Origin of the sequence: Natronobacillus azotifigens (assembly GCF_026805325.1) — a bacterium.
Lineage (GTDB): Bacteria > Bacillota > Bacilli > Bacillales > Amphibacillaceae > Natronobacillus > Natronobacillus azotifigens.
Genome location: NZ_JAPRAT010000007.1, coordinates 101,765 through 125,153 on the forward strand (window position 1 = coordinate 101,765; position 23,389 = coordinate 125,153).

At 35.0% G+C, this 23,389-nt stretch carries 23 protein-coding genes; 13 read left to right on the forward strand and 10 right to left on the reverse strand.

The features are described from left to right. Position 1: 1 nt before the first annotated feature. A complete protein-coding gene (locus OWO01_RS05415) occupies positions 2-583 on the forward strand; it encodes a DUF421 domain-containing protein (RefSeq protein ID WP_268779415.1) in 582 nt (193 codons plus the stop codon). Positions 584-1,572: 989 nt separating this feature from the next. Here OWO01_RS05415 and OWO01_RS05420 read toward each other — a convergent pair. Further along, on the reverse strand, positions 1,573-2,697 hold the full coding sequence (locus OWO01_RS05420; protein WP_268779416.1) for a CAP domain-containing protein: 1,125 nt from the start codon (positions 2,695-2,697) through the stop codon (positions 1,573-1,575). Positions 2,698-3,180: 483 nt separating this feature from the next. Here OWO01_RS05420 and OWO01_RS05425 point away from each other — a divergent pair, with 483 nt between their 5' ends. Both OWO01_RS05425 and OWO01_RS05430 read left to right on the forward strand, forming a co-directional pair. Then, on the forward strand, positions 3,181-4,785 hold the full coding sequence (locus OWO01_RS05425) for a SulP family inorganic anion transporter (protein ID WP_268779417.1): 1,605 nt from the start codon (positions 3,181-3,183) through the stop codon (positions 4,783-4,785). Between the two features lie 20 nt (positions 4,786-4,805). After that, positions 4,806-5,345, forward strand: a complete 540-nt coding sequence (locus tag OWO01_RS05430; protein ID WP_268779418.1) for an NUDIX domain-containing protein — start codon at positions 4,806-4,808, stop codon at positions 5,343-5,345. Positions 5,346-5,406: 61 nt separating this feature from the next. On the opposite strand, the gene OWO01_RS05435 is transcribed toward OWO01_RS05430, so the two are convergent. Next, positions 5,407-5,949 carry a CotY/CotZ family spore coat protein gene (locus OWO01_RS05435; protein ID WP_268779419.1) on the reverse strand — a complete coding sequence of 181 codons (543 nt, stop codon included), beginning with the start codon at positions 5,947-5,949 and terminating at the stop codon, positions 5,407-5,409. Between the two features lie 371 nt (positions 5,950-6,320). Here OWO01_RS05435 and OWO01_RS05440 point away from each other — a divergent pair, with 371 nt between their 5' ends. Further along, positions 6,321-6,863, forward strand: coding sequence for a TVP38/TMEM64 family protein (locus OWO01_RS05440; protein WP_268779420.1), 543 nt, complete (start codon positions 6,321-6,323; stop codon positions 6,861-6,863). 325 nt (positions 6,864-7,188) lie between these two features. Next, positions 7,189-7,497, forward strand: coding sequence for a hypothetical protein (locus OWO01_RS05445; protein ID WP_268779421.1), 309 nt, complete (start codon positions 7,189-7,191; stop codon positions 7,495-7,497). A gap of 107 nt (positions 7,498-7,604) precedes the next feature. Here OWO01_RS05445 and OWO01_RS05450 read toward each other — a convergent pair whose 3' ends face one another. The 3 genes from OWO01_RS05450 to OWO01_RS05460 all read right to left on the reverse strand — a co-directional run bounded on the left by OWO01_RS05450 (position 7,605) and on the right by OWO01_RS05460 (position 10,318). Then, positions 7,605-8,057 carry a hypothetical protein gene (locus OWO01_RS05450; RefSeq protein ID WP_268779422.1) on the reverse strand — a complete coding sequence of 151 codons (453 nt, stop codon included), beginning with the start codon at positions 8,055-8,057 and terminating at the stop codon, positions 7,605-7,607. A 168-nt stretch (positions 8,058-8,225) separates the two neighbouring features. Then, positions 8,226-8,675 (reverse strand): S1 domain-containing RNA-binding protein, encoded by a 450-nt coding sequence (locus OWO01_RS05455; protein WP_268779423.1) that lies wholly within the window; start codon positions 8,673-8,675, stop codon positions 8,226-8,228. Positions 8,676-8,761: 86 nt separating this feature from the next. Continuing rightward, on the reverse strand, positions 8,762-10,318 hold the full coding sequence (locus OWO01_RS05460; RefSeq protein WP_268779424.1) for an ABC-F family ATP-binding cassette domain-containing protein: 1,557 nt from the start codon (positions 10,316-10,318) through the stop codon (positions 8,762-8,764). A gap of 426 nt (positions 10,319-10,744) precedes the next feature. Between OWO01_RS05460 and OWO01_RS05465 the strand changes: the two genes are divergently transcribed. Both OWO01_RS05465 and OWO01_RS05470 read left to right on the forward strand, forming a co-directional pair. Further along, positions 10,745-11,401, forward strand: a complete 657-nt coding sequence (locus OWO01_RS05465) for a reverse transcriptase-like protein (RefSeq protein ID WP_268779425.1) — start codon at positions 10,745-10,747, stop codon at positions 11,399-11,401. A 30-nt stretch (positions 11,402-11,431) separates the two neighbouring features. Next, the gene (locus OWO01_RS05470) at positions 11,432-12,382 is read left to right on the forward strand and encodes an MBL fold metallo-hydrolase (RefSeq protein WP_268779426.1); all 951 of its coding nucleotides are present in this window, start codon (positions 11,432-11,434) and stop codon (positions 12,380-12,382) included. Positions 12,383-12,457: 75 nt separating this feature from the next. On the opposite strand, the gene OWO01_RS05475 is transcribed toward OWO01_RS05470, so the two are convergent. Both OWO01_RS05475 and OWO01_RS05480 read right to left on the reverse strand, forming a co-directional pair. Further along, positions 12,458-13,375: an aldo/keto reductase gene (locus OWO01_RS05475; protein ID WP_268779427.1), complete on the reverse strand. Its 918-nt coding sequence runs from the start codon at positions 13,373-13,375 to the stop codon at positions 12,458-12,460. 115 nt (positions 13,376-13,490) lie between these two features. Further along, complete coding sequence (locus tag OWO01_RS05480; protein ID WP_268779428.1) at positions 13,491-14,648, reverse strand: PstS family phosphate ABC transporter substrate-binding protein; 1,158 nt, start codon at positions 14,646-14,648, stop codon at positions 13,491-13,493. 202 nt (positions 14,649-14,850) lie between these two features. Between OWO01_RS05480 and OWO01_RS05485 the strand changes: the two genes are divergently transcribed. Then, positions 14,851-15,030: a hypothetical protein gene (locus OWO01_RS05485; RefSeq protein WP_268779429.1), complete on the forward strand. Its 180-nt coding sequence runs from the start codon at positions 14,851-14,853 to the stop codon at positions 15,028-15,030. A 109-nt stretch (positions 15,031-15,139) separates the two neighbouring features. On the opposite strand, the gene OWO01_RS05490 is transcribed toward OWO01_RS05485, so the two are convergent. Together OWO01_RS05490 and OWO01_RS05495 are read right to left on the reverse strand one after the other, a co-directional pair. Continuing rightward, positions 15,140-15,322, reverse strand: coding sequence for a hypothetical protein (locus tag OWO01_RS05490; protein WP_268779430.1), 183 nt, complete (start codon positions 15,320-15,322; stop codon positions 15,140-15,142). Between the two features lie 200 nt (positions 15,323-15,522). Continuing rightward, the gene (locus OWO01_RS05495) at positions 15,523-16,167 is read right to left on the reverse strand and encodes a peptidylprolyl isomerase (protein WP_268779431.1); all 645 of its coding nucleotides are present in this window, start codon (positions 16,165-16,167) and stop codon (positions 15,523-15,525) included. A 213-nt stretch (positions 16,168-16,380) separates the two neighbouring features. Between OWO01_RS05495 and OWO01_RS05500 the strand changes: the two genes are divergently transcribed. The 5 genes from OWO01_RS05500 to OWO01_RS05520 all read left to right on the forward strand — a co-directional run bounded on the left by OWO01_RS05500 (position 16,381) and on the right by OWO01_RS05520 (position 22,064). Next, a complete protein-coding gene (locus tag OWO01_RS05500; protein ID WP_268779432.1) occupies positions 16,381-17,142 on the forward strand; it encodes a PRC-barrel domain-containing protein in 762 nt (253 codons plus the stop codon). Between the two features lie 38 nt (positions 17,143-17,180). Further along, the gene (locus OWO01_RS05505) at positions 17,181-17,948 is read left to right on the forward strand and encodes a PRC-barrel domain-containing protein (RefSeq protein WP_268779433.1); all 768 of its coding nucleotides are present in this window, start codon (positions 17,181-17,183) and stop codon (positions 17,946-17,948) included. A gap of 599 nt (positions 17,949-18,547) precedes the next feature. Continuing rightward, positions 18,548-20,386 carry a MotA/TolQ/ExbB proton channel family protein gene (locus OWO01_RS05510; protein WP_268779434.1) on the forward strand — a complete coding sequence of 613 codons (1,839 nt, stop codon included), beginning with the start codon at positions 18,548-18,550 and terminating at the stop codon, positions 20,384-20,386. Continuing rightward, positions 20,379-21,074, forward strand: a complete 696-nt coding sequence (locus tag OWO01_RS05515) for an OmpA family protein (protein WP_268779435.1) — start codon at positions 20,379-20,381, stop codon at positions 21,072-21,074. Before OWO01_RS05510 ends, OWO01_RS05515 begins: the two co-directional genes overlap by 8 nt. 183 nt (positions 21,075-21,257) lie before the next feature. Further along, positions 21,258-22,064: an N-acetylmuramoyl-L-alanine amidase gene (locus OWO01_RS05520; RefSeq protein WP_268779436.1), complete on the forward strand. Its 807-nt coding sequence runs from the start codon at positions 21,258-21,260 to the stop codon at positions 22,062-22,064. 244 nt (positions 22,065-22,308) lie between these two features. Here OWO01_RS05520 and lexA read toward each other — a convergent pair whose 3' ends face one another. Continuing rightward, positions 22,309-22,941, reverse strand: a complete 633-nt coding sequence (lexA, locus tag OWO01_RS05525; RefSeq protein WP_268779437.1) for a transcriptional repressor LexA — start codon at positions 22,939-22,941, stop codon at positions 22,309-22,311. Positions 22,942-23,389: the final 448 nt, after the last annotated feature.

The following is a 23,389-nucleotide window of genomic DNA, read 5'->3' on the forward strand; positions in this document are numbered from 1 at the left end:
TGTGGATTTCATTTGGGAAGCCTTTGTTATGGTGATTGCTGGATTTATTTTTTTACGCTTGTCTGGACGTAAATCACTTGCGCAAATGACAGTTACTACAACGGTGGTTATGATTTCAATTGGCGCGATAATCGTGCAACCAATCATTGACGATAGTGTAGCGAAAACTTTAATTACTATCATCATTTTTATCAGTGTTCTTATTGTAATTGAGTATATTCAAGTGAAATCAAATGTACTAGAGAAACTTATAACAGGGAAAGCGATAGCAGTAATTGAAAATGGGAAGATCAATCTGGATAATTTGAAAAAAATGCGTTTTACCGTTGATAAATTGGAGATGCAATTACGTCAACGTGGGATTTCTAATTTTTCAGACGTGAAAAATGCAACCATAGAACCAAATGGGCAATTAGGTTATGAATTAACTCCTGACGCGAGGCCATTAACCGTAGGAGAGTTCAAAAAATTAACAGGACTTATGATGAAAAATCAAAATCAATCGCCAGATGTGGATGGTAGCTTGTTTTACGAGGTTATTTACAAACAACATTCAAAAAATCATCAGGAAAATTTGAAGTGAAACACATAAACAAAAGAAAAATCCACTGATATTGAGCGGATTTCATTTTTTACAAAGTAAGTTGTCCTAAGAAATTCTTCTTTCTAATCAATTAGTCAATCTAATTTTGAAAAGTGGGGATGGATCAAGGAATTGTTGATTCTGATTTTTAGACGTTCGTAGAATAAGCAGTGGGGATGGGGAAACCAATCTATAGGAACCTCTCCATTGATTTCACTTGATTAGATTAGAATTTATTTTCGTTTTACTCGTTTTTTTCCACATCCTCCACAGCCACTTTTCCGTTTTACTGGTTTTGCTTTAATTACTTTTATTTTTCTTGTAATCATAATTCTTCCTCCTCTACTAGCACCGTTTCTTTTCCTTTTAATAAAGGTGCAATTAATTATAAAGCTATTTCAATTTTATTCTATGTGAAAACTAATGAAATGTTTGTACAATAACCTACAAATCAATAAATAGCACATTGGAGTTACCGCTGATAGTCTCAAATAAATAATTGTTCAAAACCATGTTGTATTTAAGAGCTAAATTTGACACAATCAGTCTAGTAAATGATTTATTTTCTTCAATTTAACGAGGTTCAGGTGAGAATAGATGATCAAAAGTACGGTCACATCATCATGAAGCGTGTTTATGCTTAGGTTGACTATGAAAAAGTGCTGTAACCTCGTCAAGAAGACCGATCTTGCTTAGGTTGAGGGCAAAAAATGGTTCTAACCTCGTCAAGAAGACCGATCTTGCTTAGGTTGAGGGCAAATAATGCATCAAGACTCGTCAAGATACCTAATCTTGCCTAGATTTAGTACCAAAAAGTACTGCAACTTCGTTGAAACACTCACTTAAATCTAGATTAACACTAAACCTGCAATTAATAGGGGAAAGTTTTGAAATGGTAGGCAGGATAAAAATAAAAGAACAGATGAAATCAATAATCGTCACTTGATTTCGTCTGTTCATACTAAACGCTCTACAGCTTGGTAGAAGTATCATTCTGCTAAATACTTTTCTGTATAATAAGGTTGCGATTCTTCATTAAAAGCAACTCCTATTCCCAGTGATTCAAAAGCATCATTTAATTTATTTTCTCTATGTCCGAGTGAATTCATTAACCCTTCGTGCGCAAAAACACTACTGATCTGTCCTGCCGCTAGATTTTCACCTGCAGTTCGATATGAAATAGCATCCTCTGTTAACCGATCAAAAGGAGATAACCCATCCAGATTGATATGACCAAAATAATTATTTTCAGCCATGTCATTGCTATGTTTGTAAGCTGTTTCTCTCACCCGTTCATCCCAAGAAAGTATACTTAAATCGTGTTTAACTCTAGCAGCATTTGTAATGTCAAATAATTGATATTCAAAACCTGTTTTTAATTGACCACTTGGATCTGCAAAGTAAGTTTCTTTTTGTTCTTCTAAGTCCCCACGAATAATTTGAATGCCAGTAACTGTATTGTTCTGATGTAAATCGTAAAAAATAGTTACATAATCGTCATGGATACGAAACATGTCATATTCTTCTGTATCTTGAAGTCTATAATTGACATATCCTTTTCTAAGATACTCTAAAGGTTCGCCTAATTCGGCAAGTATGTTTGAGCGACTACTTTCAAAGTTGATACCTTTTGTAGATGTAACAAGATTTTGATTTGTGTAAAGACCTGCGACTAGATTATTCTCATCGTATGCAACAAGAATAAAGTTATGGTAATGATCATGGTATGCAGTCCAATCTACACCATATTCATTTAATGAAGATCGTTGATGTGATCCAACATGCTGTTCTACCATATCTCGAGAATCATTAAGTTCTATATTATGGATAGAAAAAACTTGTTCGGTAGGTTCATCTAGTTCGGGTGATTCTGGAATGGTAGGGTCAGGTTCTACCTTTGTTTCCTCACGCATTCTTTTAAATAAAAGGTCTATTTCCTTATTAATGTGATCAATTGTATGATTCACGGTAGGGTTATTTCTCATTCGATTTAGGTCATAGCGAATTTCATCATATACTCCAGAGATACCAGAATGAGTAAATGCATCTCCATAAAAATACCAAAATGACCCAGCAATGATCAATAAAACAATAATATTTCTTAATTTCCGCAAGTTATAACCACCTACCTCGTCTATATATTGATTCTTTATTCTAGCAAGTTTTCACTAGATAAACAACTTGTTATGCTGTTTAAAAATATACTTGCTCTCTTCTATACAGTTTGCTATAATTCTATCTTGTGACCAATTAAGTTCGAGTGCTAGTAGTTACTAGAATAAGAGAAATTGTAACAAAGATATTTTCTCCAAGGATAAATTGTTGTCGAAAATCTCTGTTTGTTTGACAGGATTTTCTAAAGTGATACGTGATAAAAATTTTTCTTGTTACCAAAAATCTCTTTTGTTCATCTCTCTTTTTCTATTCATTTTTGAAATCTTATTTAGTTATAGAACAACAGTAAGTCCGTAAACTTACATCATTTAGGGTATCATTTAACCAGAAATATTATACAGACAATAGATAAAACTCTGGCTTACTTTATAAGTTGAGTTTTTCTAATAATTATATAGAGAAAATTTAAAGGGGATGACTCATTGAAAAACATAGAGACAAAAAATATCAATATTACAGCTCGAATACTTGGGATGTTCGTTCAGAAAAAAACATTAATAAAGAATGAGGTGCTATCTGGATTAACAGTAGCTTTGGCATTAATTCCAGAATCAGTTGCCTTTGCGTTTGTTGCAGGGGTTAGTCCAATCTTAAGCTTACAAACAGCCGTTATGATAGGGCTTATTGCAGCAATTTTTTCAGGTAGGCCAGGGATGATTAGTTCATCAACAGCAGCTATTTCTGTAGTATTCGCTTCGTTAATAGCGATGCATGGTTTAGAATATTTATTTGCAACTGTTGTTTTAATGGGAATCATTCAAATAGGAATTGGGGTATTACGCTTAGGAAGATTTGCTAGGATTATACCGTATTCTGTAATGCTAGGTTTTCTAAATGGCTTGTCGATTGTAATTTTTTTAGCACAATGGGATCAATTTAAAGTAAATAAGACGGTAGTAGTAAATGGCGTGGAGATGGTGGAAAAGGTATGGTTACCAATGCCTGATCTAGCGATTATGCTTTTCTTCGTTCTAGTAACGATGGCCATTATTCATTTTTTTCCAAAACTTACGAAAGCAGTTCCAGCAAGTCTAGTAGCAATTATTATTATGACAATTGTAGCCGTTGTTCTAAGTAATAATGGCTATCATTTAAGAAACGTGCAAGACTTTGCTGGTATGGAAATTAAAGGTGGTTTACCGAGATTTCATGTTCCACAAGTGGCGATAAGTATTGATATGTTGCGAATTATTTTTCCATATGCACTCGTTGGGGCGCTTGTAGGTTTAACAGAAGCAGTACTTACACTTCGGGTTATTGATGAAATGACTGATACAAGAGGTAGAACAAATAAAGAATGTGTTGCACAAGGGATTGCTAACACTGTAAATGGGTTCTTTGGAGGCATGGGTGGAGATGCAATGATTGGTCAGTCGATCATTAATATAAAATCTGGCGGTAGAACTCGATTGTCCGGGATTGTAGCTGCTGTTGCGTTGCTCATGTTTATTATGTTTGGTTCAAGTTTAGTTAATGCGATTCCTTTAGCAGCACTTGTTGGTGTAATGTTTATGGTCGTAGTTGGAACGTTTAAATGGGAAAGCTTAAAATATGGTAAAAAGGTTCCGTTTCAAGATATTGTCGTAATTGTTGTAGTTAGTTTAGTAACTATATTTGCTGATTTAGCAACTGCCGTGATTATTGGGGTAGTATTAGCAGCCTTAATGTTCGCCTGGGAAAAAGGTAAAGTTATTTACGTAAACGTGGAAAATGAACCACAAGGGATAAAAACATACAAAATAAACGGTTCGATATTTTTTGGTTCTGTTTTAAATTTTAAAGAGTTGTTTGATATTAACAATGACCCAGATAATATAATTATTGACTTTAAATACGCAAAAGTGATGGATCATTCTGCTATCGAAGCGATTAATAGTATTGCGGAAAGATATGAAGCTTTAGGAAAAGAAGTAACACTTATTCGACTTAGCGAAGAATGTCAAAGATTATTTAGAAATGCTGAAACCATTACCAAGGTGAAAATTGATACAAAGTTGGGCGCTGTTCCTCAGCATCCTTATGTATAAATAGCGATGGAGGTTATTGTTTGAGATTACTAAAGAAAATAATTCATCGAGATGTAAAAAATTTAGATGGGAATACATTTGAAAGAATAGCAGCGCGTGGAATTGTTTTAAAAGGTTCAAAAATTCTTTTAATGTATACAAAGTTATATAATGACTACAGTTTCCCGGGTGGGGGAGTAGACGTTGATGAAGATTTAGTCACTGGTTTAAAAAGGGAGCTTGCTGAGGAAACTGGAGCAAAGAATGTAGAAGTAATTAGTGAGTTTGGTTATATTGATGAATATCGACCGCACCATAAGCCTGAATACGATTTAATTCACATGCTATCCTATTTTTACGTATGTAAGATCGATGAGCACTTAGAAGAGCCGAGCTTTGAAGACTATGAAATAGCCAATGGGATGTCAGCAGATTGGATTGATATTCACGAGGCGATTCAACACAATAAAATGGTAATCGCAAATAAAGAACCTTCAATGGGATTATCTATTGAACGAGAGACATTTGCTTTAGAGAAAATTGTTGAAGAATTATTGGAAGGCAAAATGAAACAAAAGTGATGATTACCATGAATAGATTATTTGAAAAAACGATCCTATTAAAGGATCGTTTTTTCAATACTTATTTATTGTTGTTATTAATTGTTGTATTTGATAGTGCTGTGACAGGAAGTGGGGTAACTGGATCAAGGCATGCAATGGCACAGAAACAATTTAAATCAACAGTGATACAAATTCCTGTTGCTTGAAAATCTCTAATACTGTTTCCTGGGAAGAAATCACATACGTTATCACCACCAGGTCCTGGTGTTGAACCGCCTGCTGTAACGGGAATTAGCAATTCCAGTTGAACACAACAATCACTACCTTCTACAAATTTCTTCGCACGAAAGATTGGCGTCTCTACACATCCAAAGAACGTTTGATCTGTCATTCCTAATGTTTCCTGGAAAACTCCACTTGCAATATAGGGTTTACAACCTTTACAGTATAGAAAAAATGGAATGGTTGTATTACCGTTACCAGCAACTTGTGGTGAAAGTAATTGATCAATAGATCGTTCACAACTTGTTAGACAACACTCTTCTTGTACAGCGTCTTGTGCAGCAACGATTTGATGAACAATTTCACAAACACAATCTTCTAATTTAGGTTTGAAAGTCAAAATAATTCCTCCTTTCTTTTGAAGTTACTATACAATACGAAATATATGAAGAAGTGATAGGTATAGAAATCTAGCACAAGTTAAATTGATGAATATATATATGATTCATTTTAACTAGTAGAGTATAAACTTGTGATATAAATAAGGAAACATCAATTAAAGAGGATTTTCGAATCCAAGCGACTGGTTATTTTCAATGAGGATAAAGTATCTAAAGTTATTAAATTCAAATATAAATATTCACAAAGAAAAAAAGAGCGATTTCCTTATTTCATCGTGTAATCTGTAAGTAATCAATGGTTGCCTATTGCAATTATTCATGAGATGAGTTATTCTTCATTACTGTACACATTTATGATAGGAGGATAATGATGCACCAATTTGATCAATCCCTAGAAGCATTTATTGATGGAGCAGGTTGGTTTGCTCCCATTCTTTTCATCATTTTACATGTGGTTCGACCACTATTCTTTATCCCGGTTATCGTAATCTGTATTGCTGGTGGAGTACTGTTTGGATTTGTCGAAGGGGCAATTCTATCATTAATCGGACTGTCTTTAATGAGCCTTATTTCATATAAACTCGTTCATCGCTTTCCAAAATTCAAGAAGAATCTCACTCGTTTAAAAGAAAAGATTTTTTATGACCGCTCATTAACTGTTGCTCAAGTGATGATGTTACGAATCATGCCATTTATTCATTTTCACTTACTTTCACTATATCTAATGGAAATGACAAAATCATTGAAAGAATATATGTACTATTCTATACTCGGTTTAATCTTACCTGCGATCGTATATACAGGGTTTGGTGAAGCTATTACAGCATTACCGTGGTATATTACTTTATGCTTATTACTTGTTTTGGCAGGAGCATTTAAATCTATTGATATATGGAATAAATCTCACATATAAGTATCTATGCCATAAATGTATTTGTAAAAAGCTCCAACGTTATGTTGGTGCTTTTTCTTTTCCTTATATGAAGTAGGACTATGTCTTGGGTATTTTCTATTCATTTGGAGAGCGCACAAAAAAGGTAGGATATACATCGTGCGTGTCCTAAACCCGGTGAATGAGAAGCAAGCAGATCAAGGTTAGGGAATTAGTAAAACGAGTCAACAAAGAAAGGCGTCACTTTTCGTTTGGGACAGTTTGAACAACCTTTAATACGAAACTATCTCTACAAGGGGGGAAGTGTTATAATAATGGAAGAAAAAATAAGAAGAGGAAGTGCTGAATGAATAAGCTAAAGTCACTTTATATTCTCATCGTATTTGTAGTACCATTTATTTTTATCACTACGATCAATATACTGGTAAATATCGATCGATTACTATATATTGATATCCTATTAGGTTTTATCTATATTATTTTTAGTAACGCGCTTGGGCGTGCATTTATGAATTGGTTGGTCCAGCACAATAAAACAGATCAAGTCTGGGAGTGGGCTTTTAATACAAAAAGTAATGTGATGACCATCTTCTACCTTGTGTTTATCCTAGCTAGTATGATGTTAACCGGTATAGTCAGAGTTAACTTTATGTAAGGAAGATTAATGTAATAAGATAAACGGAAACTTCAATCAGAGGGGGAATACCTAAAAACCCTACTGATTGAAGTCTCACTTTATCCGTAATTGATTTGTGCTGCTTTTTATCGCCGCTTAAAACCTTCTTGCTCTAAGTAATCAACAGCAGCATTATATGTGGAAAATGTTCCATCTAACATTTCACCTGCATAGACATTCCAAGAATCATAATCATTTATCAAGTCTAATATTTGATTTTTTCTGTTGATCCATGTTTCTTGAAAAGGCTCTTGCTCAGATAGAGACTCAATGGCTTCATGGATAATCTTACGTAATTCAATCGCAGAAAAATCGCGGATATTCACCATACCTTTGGCGTCAACATCATAATCATTTTTATTATTAAGTAACTCAGCGTATACATAACCATTACCATTTGGGTGTAAATGATAGACAATATTCTTCTTATCCAAAACACTATCTGGAAACTGAAAATTCACGCGTCCTAAAGACACATCTTTTCTTTTTAATGTTGGGAAAGCTTCAATTATCGTTAGTTTTTCTTCAAATGTAAGCATAGTACCTCCAATTTTATCCCTGTGGAATTCATAATCAGTTGAGAAATCTATTTAAAAAACAAACGGATAGAGAATTAACTTAATGATTTAAGCCTACTCTTATTAGGTAGGAACGAGAAAAGACAAGCGTTAGTCGCTTGTCTTTATTCTGCTAACGCATCATATTGGTTAACCGCGTCGTCCACCTCTACCACCTTGTTTTGATTCTTTACTACGTTTCAATGTAGAGAGATTTTCTTCACTAGTTTTTAAGAAATTTGCAATTTTATCTTCAAAGCTTTCTTTTGGTTTAAAATTACCTTTTGAACGGTTATTTCTTGTGTTTCGATCATCTCTACCACCTTGACGTGGTCGTCTAGCAGGCGAGTCACTGTCTCCCTCAGGTTTGTCTATAGCTTTTTTGATGGATAAAGCAATTTTACCATCTTTCTCACTTAATACTTTCACTTCAACCTGCTCGCCAACTTTAAGGTGATCATTAACATCTTTTACGTAGCTATCTGCTACTTCACTAATATGCACCAATCCAGTCGTGTTACCAGGTAATTCGATAAATGCTCCAAAATTTGTGATACCAGTTACTTTCCCTTGAACTTTACTACCAATTTCAACTGACAAAAAATTTCCCCCTCAATAATTTTAAAACTACGTCATTATAACAAATATATAGGATAAAATCAATCGGTTGCAAGTCTAATTTCTTATTAGAATGCCATCGTTGTCCAATTTTCGCAATTCCATACATCGGATACGATATCTTTATAAAAATCAGGCTCGTGTGAGATGAGTAAAACACTTCCTTTGTATTCTTTTAACGCTCGTCTTAGCTCCTCTTTAGCATCACGATCTAAATGGTTGGTAGGCTCATCTAGTACAAGCAAATTTGTGTCCTTATTAATTAGTTTGCATAACCGGACTTTTGCCTTTTCTCCACCACTAAGCACCTTTACTTTGCTTTCAATGTGTTTGCGAGTAAGCCCACATTTTGCCAAAGAAGAGCGGACTTCTTGTTGGGTAAGGTGACGAAATTCTTCCCAAATTTCTTCAATACAAGTATTCTCGTTCGTTTCAGATGCCTCTTGTTCGAAATAGCCAATGTGAAGGTGATCTCCTAATTGAACTTTTCCGGATATTGGTTTGATTTCTCCAAGAATACTGCGAAGTAATGTGGTTTTCCCTATACCGTTTGCTCCAGATAATGCGATTTTTTGACCGCGCTCCATGGTTAATTGAAGCGGTTTTGATAATGGTTTATCATAACCAATGACAAGATCTTCTGTTTCAAATAAGTATTTTCCTGGTGTACGCGCTTGATTGAAATGAAAATGTGGCTTTGGTTTTTCTGAGCTCAATTCAATGACTTCCATCTTATCGAGCTTTTTTTGACGAGATGCAGCCATTTTACTTGTCGCAGCATTGGCTTTGTTTCGTGCGACAAAGTCTTTCAAATTGGCAATTTCTTTTTGCTGCTTTTTATGTGCTGCAGCAACTTGCTGCTTTCTCAATTCATATACACGCAAAAACTCATCATATCCTCCAGGATAACGAGTCAATTGCTGGTTTTCCATATGATAAATTAAGTTCACCACACTTTTTAAGAAGGGAAGGTCATGCGAAATTAAAATAAACGCGTGATCATAGGAAAGTAAGTAATCCTTAAGCCATTCAATGTGTTCTACATCTAAATAGTTTGTAGGTTCATCTAGAAGCAAAATATCGGGTTTTTCTAACAACAGTTTTGCTAGTAATACTTTCGTTCGTTGGCCACCACTTAAATCGTGTACATCACGTTCTAAGCCAAATTCGTTTAATCCTAATCCATTAGCTACTTCTTCTACTTTGGCATCAATCATATAAAAATCATTATTTGTTAGTGCATCTTGAATCCTCCCTGTTTCTTCTAAAAGAAGTTCAAGTTCTTCTGGTGACACCTCACTCATCTTATTAAAAAGATCATTCATTTCTTTTTCCCAATCATATAAATATTGAAACGCAGTTCGTAAAACCTCGCGGATCGACATCCCCTGGTTCAAACTAGTATGTTGATCTAAGTATCCTACTCTCGTATGCTTGGCCCATTCAATTTTCCCGGAGTCAGGATCCAATTTCCCTGTGACAATATTCATAAAAGTTGATTTACCTTCTCCGTTAGCACCGATTAAACCAATATGTTCACCGGCTAACAAGCGAAAAGAAACATCCTCAAAAATTGCCCGGTCACCAAATCCGTGACCTAAATTTGTAACGGTAAGTAAACTCATTCTAAAACACCTTTTCTCTAAATTGTTCATGCATATCTATTATATAGATATTTACTCAAAAGAGATAGAGCAATAATTGACTTCGTGATTTTTTTCTTGATAAGGTTGCGGCATAATTTTTTCTGGAAGTAGTGTTGAGGGCTTTTCTTTTATTTTTAAATAGATGAGCAGATTTTATAATATCCCAGAGAGCAGGGTGGATGCTTTCCCCACAATGTCCTCATAATTTCTTCAATAGTTTACTCTTTAAAAAATCCGGATGAACTTTCCTTTATTTGTTCTCTTACCGTTAGTTTCGCTTGGATAGGTTTTGGAAAAGGTGTAAGATAGACAAAAAAAGCAAAAAGGCTTTTCGACGTAAATCATTATTAACTACCCAACAAGGATACACTATTAGGGACCTCTATTAATAAAGGATGTGAGTGAATGAATGTTAGCATAGAAATAATTTACCAAACCCTTATAGGCACAGAGACATCATTTCAATCCGAAGAAATGCGAGCAGCAAAAGCGTTATTGATCGCTGAGGATTTCGAACGAACAGGACGTGCAAAAAAAATTTTGTTTATTGATCAGCACCAAAGTAATTGGACAATGAAGGAAATGAAGAAGTTCTTAACAGAAATAGAGACAGAACCGCATGATATTAAGGTTTATTTTGATGGAGGGTTCGATTTGAAACAAAAAAAATCCGGTTTGGGTGCTGTGATTTATTATCAACAGAATAAAAAATTACATCGAATGAGAATAAATGCAACCGTTGACGAATTGAAATCGAATAACGAAGCCGAGTATGCAGCTTTTCATTTGGGCCTTCAAGAGTTAGATAAATTAGGGGTGAGAAACCAAAATGTTACTTTTATTGGCGATTCTCAAGTTGTTATCAATCAATTGCTAGGTGAATGGCCATGTCTTGATAGTGAATTAAATAACTGGGCGGATAGAATTGAACGGAAATCGGAACAATTGGGTATAACATTGGATTTTGAGGTTATTGCTCGAAAGGAGAACAAGGAAGCGGATCAACTAGCTACACAAGCACTAAGTGAAGTAGAAATAATGAGTACCGTCCTATTGGACTAGCAATGAAGAAGAGAAGGGGAGAGAGCTAGCATGTCAAAACCAAAAAAACTTGAAAATGATATCAGTATCATTGATCTTTTTGATTTAGAATGGGAACAACGAACGGGTTGCTATATTCTTCACGCTGAGGAGTTAACATTAATAGAAACCAGTGCAAGTCCTTCGATTCCACATCTGCTAAAAGGGTTAGAAAATGAAAATATTGTTCCAAGTGAAATAAAGTATATTATTGTGACACATATCCATTTGGATCATGCAGGGGGTGTAGGTCTTTTGCTAAAAAGTTGTCCTAACGCTTCTGTAATTGTTCATCCTAGAGGAGAACGACACTTGGCTGATCCGACTAAGCTAATTTTAGGAGCGAAGGCTGTTTACGGTGAAAAATTTGACGCGCTATTTGATCCCATAGTCGCAGTGCCAAAGGAGCGTCTGATTAGCAAAAAAGATGGGGAAACGTTAAAGATTGGTGCAAATAGAACGCTAACCTTTTATGACACGCCTGGTCATGCAAAGCATCATTTTTCTATTCATGATTCACATAGTAATGGTATGTTTACGGGGGATACTCTTGGGATTCTTTATCCGATATCAATAACAGAAGGAGAGGAGTGTGTTCTTCCTTCCACATCACCAAATCAATTTGATCCAGAAGCCATGTTAGCATCCTTAAGAAAAATCGAACAACTAGAAGTAGCGACCATTTACTTTGGTCATTATGGTAAATCGGATAACCCGAATGCTGTTTATCAACAACTACGGTACTGGTTACCGAAATATGTTCAAGTAGCAGAAGAAGTATGGGAAGAAACGTTGAATTATTCCTTTGAGGAAAGAGTATCAAGAATAACAACAAAATTGTTAACGTTGATAGAAGCGGAAATAGGAATAGAACCCAATGATCAAGTATACAAATATATAGCCTTTGATGTGGAAATATGCGCAATGGGAATAGCAGACTATTTAGTGAAGACCAAAAGTTAGAGGAAAACCAAATAACTTGAAAAGAAGAATAACGTTTCACTACCAGCACTAGGCGTTATTCTTCTTTTGTAGCGCTTAAGGCAATGTATTGCCTGCCGCACGATATAAATCGTACCATTCTTGTCTCGTTAATGTGATGTGTGATGCCTTTGCAATATCAGCTAATCGTTTAGCGTTCATGGTACCAACAACTGGTTGGATGTTAGCGGGGTGGCGTAAAATCCAAGCAATTGCAATCGCTGAATCAGTAACACCTTTTTTCTCAGCTAGTTCTTGTAATTTAGCATTTACTTCAGGGAAATCACTATTTCCGACAAAAACACCTTCAATCATGCCATACTGAAATGGAGACCATGCTTGTATGGTCATGTCATGGATGCGAGAATATTCGAGGATACTGTTATCTCGATCGATTGCTTTGTCATGCTGCATATTGACATTTAGACCCGCATCGATGATTGGTGTGTGCATTACGCTTAATTGTAATTGATTAACAATCAAATCTTCACGCACATACTTTTTCACCAATTCGATTTGCATTGGATTTTGATTACTTACACCAAAATAACGAACCTTTCCACTTGCTTTTAACGTGGAAAAAGCTTCAGCTACTTCTCCTGGTTCAACGAGTGCATCTGGTCGATGTAGGAGAAGAATATCTAAATAATCGGTCTGTAATCTTTTTAAACTGTCGTCCACCGATGATAAAATATGCTCTTTGGAAAAATCAAAAAATCCTTTTCGAATCCCACATTTGGATTGTATGATCATCTTTTCTCGGATCTCAGCGTTCATGTCAATCGCATCAGAAAAAACTTCTTCAGATCTACCAGACCCGTAAATATCTGCATGATCAAATAAATTCACACCCAAATCTAAGGCATTTTCAATGACGTAGTTGGCTTCTTTTTTTGATAGCGCATCCATTCTCATGCAACCTAATGAAATCTCTCCAGCTTCTAACTTGCTTGTCCCTAATGTTATCTTTTTCATTAACGTACACCTCACCTCTTCGTATAGAATAGCTTTATTCTATCACGAAGAGGCATCAAGATCTTGTAATAAGGGTTATTTGATCGCTACACAGAGGTTAGGTAGGTTGTGAAAGTTAATTATGAACCGGTACATATCCTGTTTCTTCAACCAGCCATTGGCCTTGTTCTGATAAAATCCATTCAAGAAACTTTTCTACATTTGGATTGTCCGTATTTGTTGTAATCGCATAAAATTCACTACTGATAGGGTATTCACCAGATCGGATTGTTTCTTTATCTGGATATACACCATTAATAGCTATATGCTTAATTTCATCATTTCTTATCAATTCCATGGAGTAATACCGAAAGGAGTACCCAATTGCATTTCGATAATTGGTGTAATGAGAAACCTCCTGAATGATTTCTCCCATACCAGAAACAATTGCTTCGGATGGTGCTTTTGTTAACGGGATATCTCCCATTAAATTCTCTAACGCCGTTTGACTTCCACTATCCTCTGGTCGTTGAAAAGCTAATATTTTTCCATTACCACCACCAACTTCGGACCAATTGGTGATAGCACCACTATAAATGGATTGAATTTGTTCAATAGATAGATCGTCAATCGAGTTATTTGCGTTAACAAAAAAAACAAAAGCTTCTCTTCCGATCGGTGTTAATTGGAATTCAATGCCTGCTCGTTCAGCCTCCTGAATCTGTCGTTGCGATGGTCCGGCAGCGAATATGATATCTACTTTCCCATTAATCAAATTTTTATATGCATCAGGGGTCGTACTTACGATCACTTCTCCTCTATCCGTGGGATAAGTCTTTTCTGGATAAGTAGCTTGTGCAAATGCAGCATATAAAGGATACAATGCAGTAGCACCATCAAGTTTAGGTAAATCATTGCTTAATTGCAGGTTAGATTGATCATCTAGTTTAGCGATCGTATTCTCGTTTTCAAACGGTTGAAATAAGGTGACATCTAATTCTTGATCAACCGTTGCTAAACTTTCTTTATATATATCTGTCCCCACATTAACTCCAATAACAAGTAGTAAGATAATGATATAACAAATGGCGAGCTTCATTGTATTTCTTTTTTTAATCCATTGAAATAAGCCATTCGCAGTAAAAAATATTGCACCTGCACAGATCATTATAATGATTTGCCCATAGAAGGACACAATACCTGAGAATATCAAGTAGATATAAACAACACCTCCAGCAAACACAATAGAAAAAGTAAATAGAAGTAATAGAGTAATTTTTCCAATTAAATTCATGATTTTTCTCCTTCAACATAAAGTATAACTATCATTTCGATAGTTCTGGTGAATTCTCCTTTATTTGATGATCCTCTATTTTTTGGAGATGCATTCTAACGATTCAATGTTTTTCTGTGCAAAAATGGATTTAATAATTTTATGGAATCGTCAAACACTATGAAAGTAACAACAATAATGTTTAAAATGAGGAGTGGAAAAAATGGGTAGAGATGAACATCGACATCGAAAAAACAAAACAAACCTTCCACAAACACCAAAATATGAGAAAGGTTATGATGGTGTAGGTGTAGATATAGAGATGACAGAAAATCCAAAGATGCAATTTGGTGTGATTCAACATGAGTATGAGGACGATCATGAGGAAGACGAAGTAAAATAAAGAAAAATAATTCCAATATATGAGGGGAATTTTGTTTAAAATTTATTTCTATGCTACATCAAAAAGCGACCCCACTTTATATTGTAGTGGGATCGCTTTTGTTTATTTTTTATTTCTGGCTGTCTTTTTTATCATCACGATCTGTTACATTATCGATAGCGTTTGCCGTAGCATCTAGTGCGCTCATCGCTAGATCTTCTGTTGTTTCTAACGCACGATGAACGGTATGAAATGCTGCTCCGGCTGTATCTTTAATGTTTTCTGTATTTTTGTGTTTTTTGTCTTTGGACATGAGTTCCACCTCCTAAACAAGCTTAGGATGTGGAGTTTTTCCTCTTCTTATTCACTATACAGAGTTCTAACTTTAATGAAGCATCGCGAGGAGAACTATGAACCGTGAAGTTGGATAAACGTACGTCTCACCATTTAAATGCCTCTAGAAATCAATGCTGAGGGCAAAATGATTTCACGCACTATTTGTGAGGTTGCTCGTTATTGTTTGTTTGGTTCAGGATATTGATATCCTTGTGTATCTACCACCACATTTTTCATTTTTTGATCCTCAAGTGGTTTGTCCGCGCGATTTCGCTCGCTAGAAACGATAGAATCTACTACATCCATTCCCTCAAGAACTTGTCCAAACCCAGCATATGCTCCATCAAGATGGGAGGATGCTTCTACCATAATGAAAAATTGAGAACCAGCTGAATTAGGCGACTGACTTCGTGCCATCGAAACGATCCCTCGTTCATGCTTCAGATTGTTTTCAAATCCATTGCTAGTGAATTCTCCTGGGATAGAATAGCCGGGGCCACCTTGTCCAGAACCCGTGGGATCTCCACCTTGAATCATAAAGTCTGGAATGACTCGATGAAAAATCGTTCCATCGTAGAATCCTTGTTCAATTAAAGAAATAAAGTTGGCTACGGTGTTTGGAGCAATATCGGGAAATAATTCAATAATTATCTCCTCATCATTTTCCATTGTGATGGTTACAATAGGGTTTTCTTCAGGCTCTGGGAACGGGATGTCTCCCTGCGGTTCTTCTGTTTCTCCTGTTGTAGTCCCACAACCCACTAAAGGTATTAAGAACAAGCTCATAAATAATACGAACCCCAAGTGAAATTTATTATTCATATAGTTATACCTCCGAAATTGTTGATCTGCAAACAATCAGTATTATAGCACGAACAAGGGAAATAGTCATTGTGTATGGACATTCTAAGAAGAAAAATTTGGTTTTTCTAATAAGTTTATTCCTAATCTAGTTACTAATTGTCACTATTCTATAGGTTTAAATAACACAGGAAAGGTTATAGAAGAATATAAGATTATTTTAGGAGGCTAACAATGTATTACTTAACTACAGATTTAAAAAGTTGTAATATCCGAACGACTGACGGGGAAGAATTGGGTACAGTGAAAGATTTTTATTTTGACGAAAAATTTTGGGCCATACGTTATTTTGTAGTTGATACAATGAAATGGTTACCAGGAAAAAAAGCTGTGCTCTCTCCAATTACGGTAGACTCCATAAACCTAAACAAAGAATTTATTGACCTTACAGAAAGTGCGGAAAAAGTAAAAAACGCTCCGAACAAAAATGAACATACTCAAATTAGTAAACATAACGAAGAAGAACTAGCGAATTATTATGGTTGGCCAAATTATTGGACAGGTGTTGGACCATGGGGTGGATTTTCTACACCATCAGAATTAACAGTTGCTCATCGAGAAGAGAAGCTTCAACGTGGTGTACAGGCAGACGGAGATGATTTGCACCAGTTGAGAAGTGTTAATGATGTAAAAGGAGAACTAACTGGTTTTGATGTAGAGGGTACAGATGAAAAAATCGGTAATGTTTCTGATTTTGTCATTGATCAAAAAACTTGGCAAATAAAATATTTTGTTGTAGATACTAGCAAAATCTTAGCTGGGGATTTAGTGCTTTTAGCAAAAGATTGGATCACGGAAGTTAATTGGCACGATAAAAAGTTTTTTGTCAATGTAACGAAAGAATTGGCAGAGAAAGCTGCAAATTTTGATTCAAGTACAGAGATTACCAGTGAATACCTAGACAGTTTATATTCTAACTTTGGGAAATCAAAATAGCTAGATTTTTAAAGATATAATGAAAGAGGAGGCTAACAATGTTTCTATTAGCATCTAAATTAGAATCATACAATTTACAAGCTACAGATGATGAATTAGGAAAGGTGAAGGATGTTTATTTTGATGATAAACAATGGAAGGCGCGGTATCTGGTGGTAGATACGATGAAGTGGCTACCTGGAAAAAAGGTGTTAATATCACCTGCTTCAATAGATGCTATTGATAGAGGGGAAGAGGTTGTCACTGTTACCCTCTCAAAAGAAAAAGTAAAAAATGCTCCGCACAAAAACGAGGATGAACCTATTTCTGAACAAGAAGAATTAAATTTAGTAAATTATTATGGTTGGCCGAACTATTGGGGCGCAGTAGCCCCTTGGGGTGGTTTTGCTTATCATTCAGAAATTGGAATTCCATATAAGGATTTAAACGATGAGAATACAGAACAGCAAGAAGGGCAACAAAAAAAATATCATCTGAGAAGTGTAGATGAAATAAAAGGTGATATTACTGGTTATTCAGTAAAAGGACTAGACAATGATATAGGAAATGTTCGAGATTTTGTTTTGGATGTAAATGATTGGTCAATTGCTTATTTAGTGGTAGAGACAGGGAAGTTATTGACTGGTAATTTTGTTTTAATTGCGACGGATTGGGTCCACGATATTAAATTAGCAGATAAATCTATTTTGGTTGATGTAAGAGCAGAGGATGCAAAGCAGGCTGCGGACTTTGATTTTGAGCAAGATATTTCGAAAGATTATGAAACAAAAATCTACACTACTTTTGGAAAAGATAAGAAGCTATAAAATAATTATCAAATGTTGAAAGATGACGTCAAATGATGCGGTTACCCGGGAAATATTAAATTCAAAAGCAAAAGGATCAGGAAATAAAACCTGATCCTTTTTTGCGTGTCTACATTGTTATTACAACTTCACATAAGACACAAACTGTGAAGTAAGTGATTTATCTTCTTCACATAAAAATGTTCACATGAAGATGGAGGATCAAAAAGTATTGTAACTTCTTTAAGGCGGTTTTTTCGCCTAGGTTCAGGGCAGGAAATGCGCCTAACCTCGTCGAAATGACCACTTTCACTTAGGTTAAACCCTAAAAAGAGCTTCAACCTCATCGAAACGACCACTTTCACTTAGGTTGACCCCTAAAAAGAGCTTCAACCTCGTCGAAACGACCACTTTCACTTAGGTTGACCCCAAAAAAGTGCTCTAACCTCGTCAAAACACTTACATACCTAGATTCGCTAATGAACAGTTTATACAATATGTAAGGTTATATCGATAAAAATTCTCCTTGATTCATACATGATTGGGACGGGCTTTGAATAAAGATTATATAAGAAGAAAATTACGTATTTTCTAGAGCCATATTTGTAGGAGGAATTATAATGATAGAAGCTATTCTTCAAATCTTTATTGATGACGATATCGCATCACAAATCTTATCAAATGGAATCATTGAATTTATTTTCATGGTTTTACTTGTTACTTTTGCACTCACCATCCTCATACATTTTTCCCTTTATAATAAATTGAAAAAAATTAGGAATTACATCACGACAACGAATAAAATGGAAATGGAGCCATTGAAAGATTTTAAAGATCATTTTGAACATAATGAACAATATAAGTCAGTAAAGATAGAAACGTTCGTACAAGAAAAATTTTCAAGTTGGAGAATGTATAACCTACCAGTTGTAAATATTATTAAGTTAGTACAAATGACAGTGTCTATCTTTATTCTTGTTGGCGTGTTAGGTACTTTTATTGGTTTAACGATATCATTAGGCAGTATTAATGCAAGTGGTGATCAGATGATAGATGAAATCGCTAATGTACTATCAGGAATTGATGTCGCTTTTTATACTAGTATTACGGGAATGGGTTTATCTCTAATCATGACCGTACTTATAAAATTATTTAATACAGAATATTTACTAACTGACCTCATGTTAAAAGTTGAAGAAAATCTAGAAGAAGCAGAAAAAAATGGAATCGAAAAGCTAATTCAGGTATCAGAAAATATTAATAAATCGATTGACGCATTGCAAAAAAACAATGAAAAATCATTAGGTGGAATTGAAAAATCTTTTAAAGGGTTTCAGGATTATACAGATGGGCTCCAAAAATCTGCAGAGAATTTAAACAAATTTAATAAAGGTTTGGCAAATAACTTAAAAGACTTTGATACATTATTTAAGAGTATGAAGAAAGCAACGGTTGGATTTGAAGTCTCTACAGAAAAGTTAAACAAAAACTTTGATCAATTATTTACTTATTTTAAAGCGGCGGATACGAGAAACGAAGAAATTAAATCTACTTTTAATAATTCGTATAAAAAAATAACAGAAATATCAACCAAACAAGTGGATACATTAAAACAATTTGAAGAAGTTGTTGTGGATCTGAAAAAATTCAGTTCTTCTATATTAACGGAACAACAAGGTGTACAAGGATCTGTTGAAAAGATTAATCATAGTAATCAAGATTTAGTAAAGAAACTAGATGAGCAAAATAATGAATTCCGAAGAATTTTTGGTAACGATTTGGATAATAAGATGTCTACAATGAACTCCTATTTAAGTGAGCTTTCAAAAGATTTTGATCAATTAGGATATTCCTTGACCCAGCTTCCAGATGCATTGAAACTAATTAGTCAAACTCAATCAGAGTATAAGCATTTATTATCTGATCGATTTGCTGAAATAAAACAATTTAATCACGATTTTAACAGCCATTTAAAAAATCATGCATCAGAATCTGCATTATTTGAGAAACACTTGCAAAATGCAACAAACACATATGAACAGATCGGTATGAAAAATACGCAATTAATTAAAGAATTGAATACAACGTTAAGTGACATAAATCGTTCTTTTCAAGATAAAGAGGATCAACTAGATAAAAGTGTTGGTGTATTAAAAGATACGCTAACTCATTACGTGAATAACCTTGAAGGTACAGTTGCTGATAAGTTAGAAAAAGTTGTTAGAAGTATCGGAAACTCTATGGAACTAACAAATGACGGAATAAGAAAGGATTTTAATGAAATTAGAAGCTTAACAGAAGAAATTCATCATAATGACACGAAACTTACGCAACAAATGCTTCGTAACTTACAACAAGAGATTCAAAAAATAAGTAGAGGTTTTTCGTCGACTCAACCAGAATCAAATGTGATGAATGAAAGTGGAAATACTAGTCCAGGGTTGAGATCAAATGATTAATAAATATCAACGACTTTTTAAAAATGAACATGATGACAGTCATTTTTGGCCATCTTTCACTGATTTATTAACAGTCATTTTGCTTTGTTTTGTGTTGATGTTTGTATCAATGATGATTATAAAATCTCTTCAAATTGAAGAGATGAAAGAAACGTTAGATCAAATTATGGGTGTTCGAGCACAATTGATACAAGATTTAAATGAAGAGTTTAGTGATTCTGACTTAGGTATTGAAGTAGATGAATCAACAGGCGCGATCATTTTTAACACGGAAATATTGTTCGAATTTGATCAGGCTGATTTAAAAGTGGAGGCATTTTCTTTTTTAGATGAGTTTGTCCCGATTTACTTAGATATTTTATTAGAGAACGGTTATGAAGATTATATTGCAGAGATCATCATTGAGGGGCACACCGACCGCTCGGGGTCTTACTTGTATAATTTGGGTCTTGCACAAGATAGAGCTTATAGTGTAGCTGAATATATTTTAGGTGATGATTTTCCTTACCCGAACATTCAAAAGCATCTCGAGGAGAAATTAACTGTGAATAGTAGATCATATACAGATGGACGTACTGATGAGCATGGTGAGTATACCGCCTCAGCTTCTCGACGAGTAGAGTTTAAGTTTCGATTGAAAGATGAGGAAATTCTCGAAAGAACGCAATCATTATTACACGCAAATTAACTTACCTTCGATTATTAAAGTAATTTGGTAGTTTGATTATGCTAGTAACGTACTTTTTTGGGTTCAACAGACGAATATAATGGATAAACATTATAGGTACCATGCCTTTTTTGTGATTTTAAGTATCTAGTCTACACGAAACTCTTTTTCTTTCATATAAAAGAAAGAGAAGGAGGTAATAAAATGGTTAGAATATTTATTGATCCAGGTCATGGTGGAAGTGATGCTGGAGCATCAGGAAATGGTCTAACTGAAAAAGACTTAACGTTAAATATTGCGTTAACTTTAGATGATGTATTAAATGAACAATATGATGATGTTACTACTCGATTGTCGAGGTCTACCGATACTACCGTTAGTTTAGAAGAGCGAACGAATAGAGCAAATGAATGGAATGCAGATTTCTTTTTATCTATTCATGTAAACGCTGGTGGTGGGGAAGGTTTTGAAAGTTATATTTGGAATGGAAATTTTACAAATAAAGAAGAAACACGAAGAATACGAAGAACAATTCATGATACAATTGTAGAGCAAATAAATTGGCGGGATCGAGGGAAAAAAGAAGCGAATTTCCATGTGCTGAGACAAACATCCATGCCAGCAGTCTTAACTGAAAACGGATTTATTGACAATCCAGAAGAAGCTGAACAAATGAGATCCGAAGAGTGGATTAGTTCAGTTGCGAGAGCACATGCGGAAGGGATTGCGGAAGCATTTGGTATAGAGGAGTCAACTGAATCTGACCCTACACCTAATACTTTTTACCGTGTAATAACAGGTTCCTTTCAAACAGAAGCAAATGCGAAACAGCGTAGATATGTTTTAAGTAAGCATGGATATGATAGTTTTATTACAGAATTTCATGATGGGGATAGTGTTTATTATCGTGTTGTAACAGGATCATTTCGTAATCGTGACAATGCAGAAAATAGACAGAATGAGTTGCGAAATATTGGTTTCGAATCGTTTATTGTTAGTTTCGAAACATAAAGTAAAAAACAGCGCCTGTTTAAGAATAAACGGACGCTGTTTTTTTATAAAAAAAGAAGGATACCGGGCAACCGTCCCTAACACTACCAAATAAGAAGATTAAAGATGTCAAATGAGAGTAGCGGACGGTAGCTTCTCGAACGGTTCAAGAACATATCAAGGTAGTAATCCATGCAGGAATGCTTGGAAAACCCCACATTGATTGAAGTTCGGCCTTATCCAATTATGAATTGAAAAAGAATAATTAGTGAATATGTCTGTATAGCCCAATTACTTTTCCTAAAATCGCTACATTTTGGTACCGTAATGGTTCCATTGTTGGATTCTCTGGTTGTAGTCTAATATGGTCTTTTTCTTTAAAGAACCTTTTTACAGTGGCTTCTTCCTCATCGGTCATTGCTACAACGATCTCCCCATTTTGTGCGGTTTGTTGTTGTTTAACAATAACCATATCACCATCAAGGATACCTGCTTCAATCATGCTCTCTCCCTCAATTACTAGAATAAAGATTCCATGATCATTAGTATCGCTTCCAGCTATAGATGTGGGTAATGGAATATATTCCTCGATATTTTCGACAGCAGTAATAGGGATACCAGCTGTAACTTTACCAATAACTGGTGCGAAAGCGGCTTCTCCTTTTGGAATTTGGTTATCATCATCTAGAGTAATTACCTCAATAGCTCTTGGTTTGGTTGGGTCTCTACGGATAAAGCCTTTTTTCTCTAAACGAGCTAAATGTCCGTGTACAGTGGAGCTTGAAGCTAAACCAACCGCTTCGCCAATTTCTCGAACTGAAGGCGGATATCCTTTATGAGCTACTTGCTCTTTGATAAAATCTAAGATGGCTTGTTGTCGTTTTGATATTTTTGTCATGTGATGAGACACCTCCGTACATTAATAATTGTAATAATTATAGCATGATATATTTAGATAGACAAACATTAGTTCGAATACTATTGACTCAAGAGTTATAGCATAATAAAATAATATCACGAACAAAGGTTCTGTTTTTGGTAAATTAACCTATGAAATAAACAGTAATTTTATCTCAACAAACTAGCATTCTGTTTTGATAAACTGTGCGGTAACAGAAGCTTTTTATCCCGCTCCTCAAATGAACTTTGCTCCCTTTCCGCAGGGCGCGGCTTCAGCTAACTCGGAAGAAATTCACTTCCGAGTGGATCTTCAGCTCGCACTTTTCCTGCTGGAGTGTCGCCAATTTCATTTGATACGCTAGATAGTGGATCTAATTGTTTTTGAATTCGATTATTGTATACCGATCTAAAGTATTAGCATATTTAACAAGTTTTAGAACTTATTA

Coding starts and splice junctions, on each gene's coding strand:
- OWO01_RS05515 (WP_268779435.1), top strand. CDS start 20,379: ATGATTAATAAATATCAACGACTTTTTAAAAATGAACATGATGACAGT.
- OWO01_RS05500 (WP_268779432.1), top strand. CDS start 16,381: ATGTATTACTTAACTACAGATTTAAAAAGTTGTAATATCCGAACGACT.
- lexA (WP_268779437.1), bottom strand. CDS start 22,941: ATGACAAAAATATCAAAACGACAACAAGCCATCTTAGATTTTATCAAA.
- OWO01_RS05475 (WP_268779427.1), bottom strand. CDS start 13,375: ATGAAAAAGATAACATTAGGGACAAGCAAGTTAGAAGCTGGAGAGATT.
- OWO01_RS05520 (WP_268779436.1), top strand. CDS start 21,258: ATGGTTAGAATATTTATTGATCCAGGTCATGGTGGAAGTGATGCTGGA.
- OWO01_RS05510 (WP_268779434.1), top strand. CDS start 18,548: ATGATAGAAGCTATTCTTCAAATCTTTATTGATGACGATATCGCATCA.
- OWO01_RS05490 (WP_268779430.1), bottom strand. CDS start 15,322: ATGTCCAAAGACAAAAAACACAAAAATACAGAAAACATTAAAGATACA.
- OWO01_RS05445 (WP_268779421.1), top strand. CDS start 7,189: ATGAATAAGCTAAAGTCACTTTATATTCTCATCGTATTTGTAGTACCA.
- OWO01_RS05450 (WP_268779422.1), bottom strand. CDS start 8,057: ATGCTTACATTTGAAGAAAAACTAACGATAATTGAAGCTTTCCCAACA.
- OWO01_RS05460 (WP_268779424.1), bottom strand. CDS start 10,318: ATGAGTTTACTTACCGTTACAAATTTAGGTCACGGATTTGGTGACCGG.
- OWO01_RS05495 (WP_268779431.1), bottom strand. CDS start 16,167: ATGAATAATAAATTTCACTTGGGGTTCGTATTATTTATGAGCTTGTTC.
- OWO01_RS05485 (WP_268779429.1), top strand. CDS start 14,851: ATGGGTAGAGATGAACATCGACATCGAAAAAACAAAACAAACCTTCCA.
- OWO01_RS05505 (WP_268779433.1), top strand. CDS start 17,181: ATGTTTCTATTAGCATCTAAATTAGAATCATACAATTTACAAGCTACA.
- OWO01_RS05465 (WP_268779425.1), top strand. CDS start 10,745: ATGAATGTTAGCATAGAAATAATTTACCAAACCCTTATAGGCACAGAG.
- OWO01_RS05440 (WP_268779420.1), top strand. CDS start 6,321: ATGCACCAATTTGATCAATCCCTAGAAGCATTTATTGATGGAGCAGGT.
- OWO01_RS05480 (WP_268779428.1), bottom strand. CDS start 14,648: ATGAATTTAATTGGAAAAATTACTCTATTACTTCTATTTACTTTTTCT.
- OWO01_RS05470 (WP_268779426.1), top strand. CDS start 11,432: ATGTCAAAACCAAAAAAACTTGAAAATGATATCAGTATCATTGATCTT.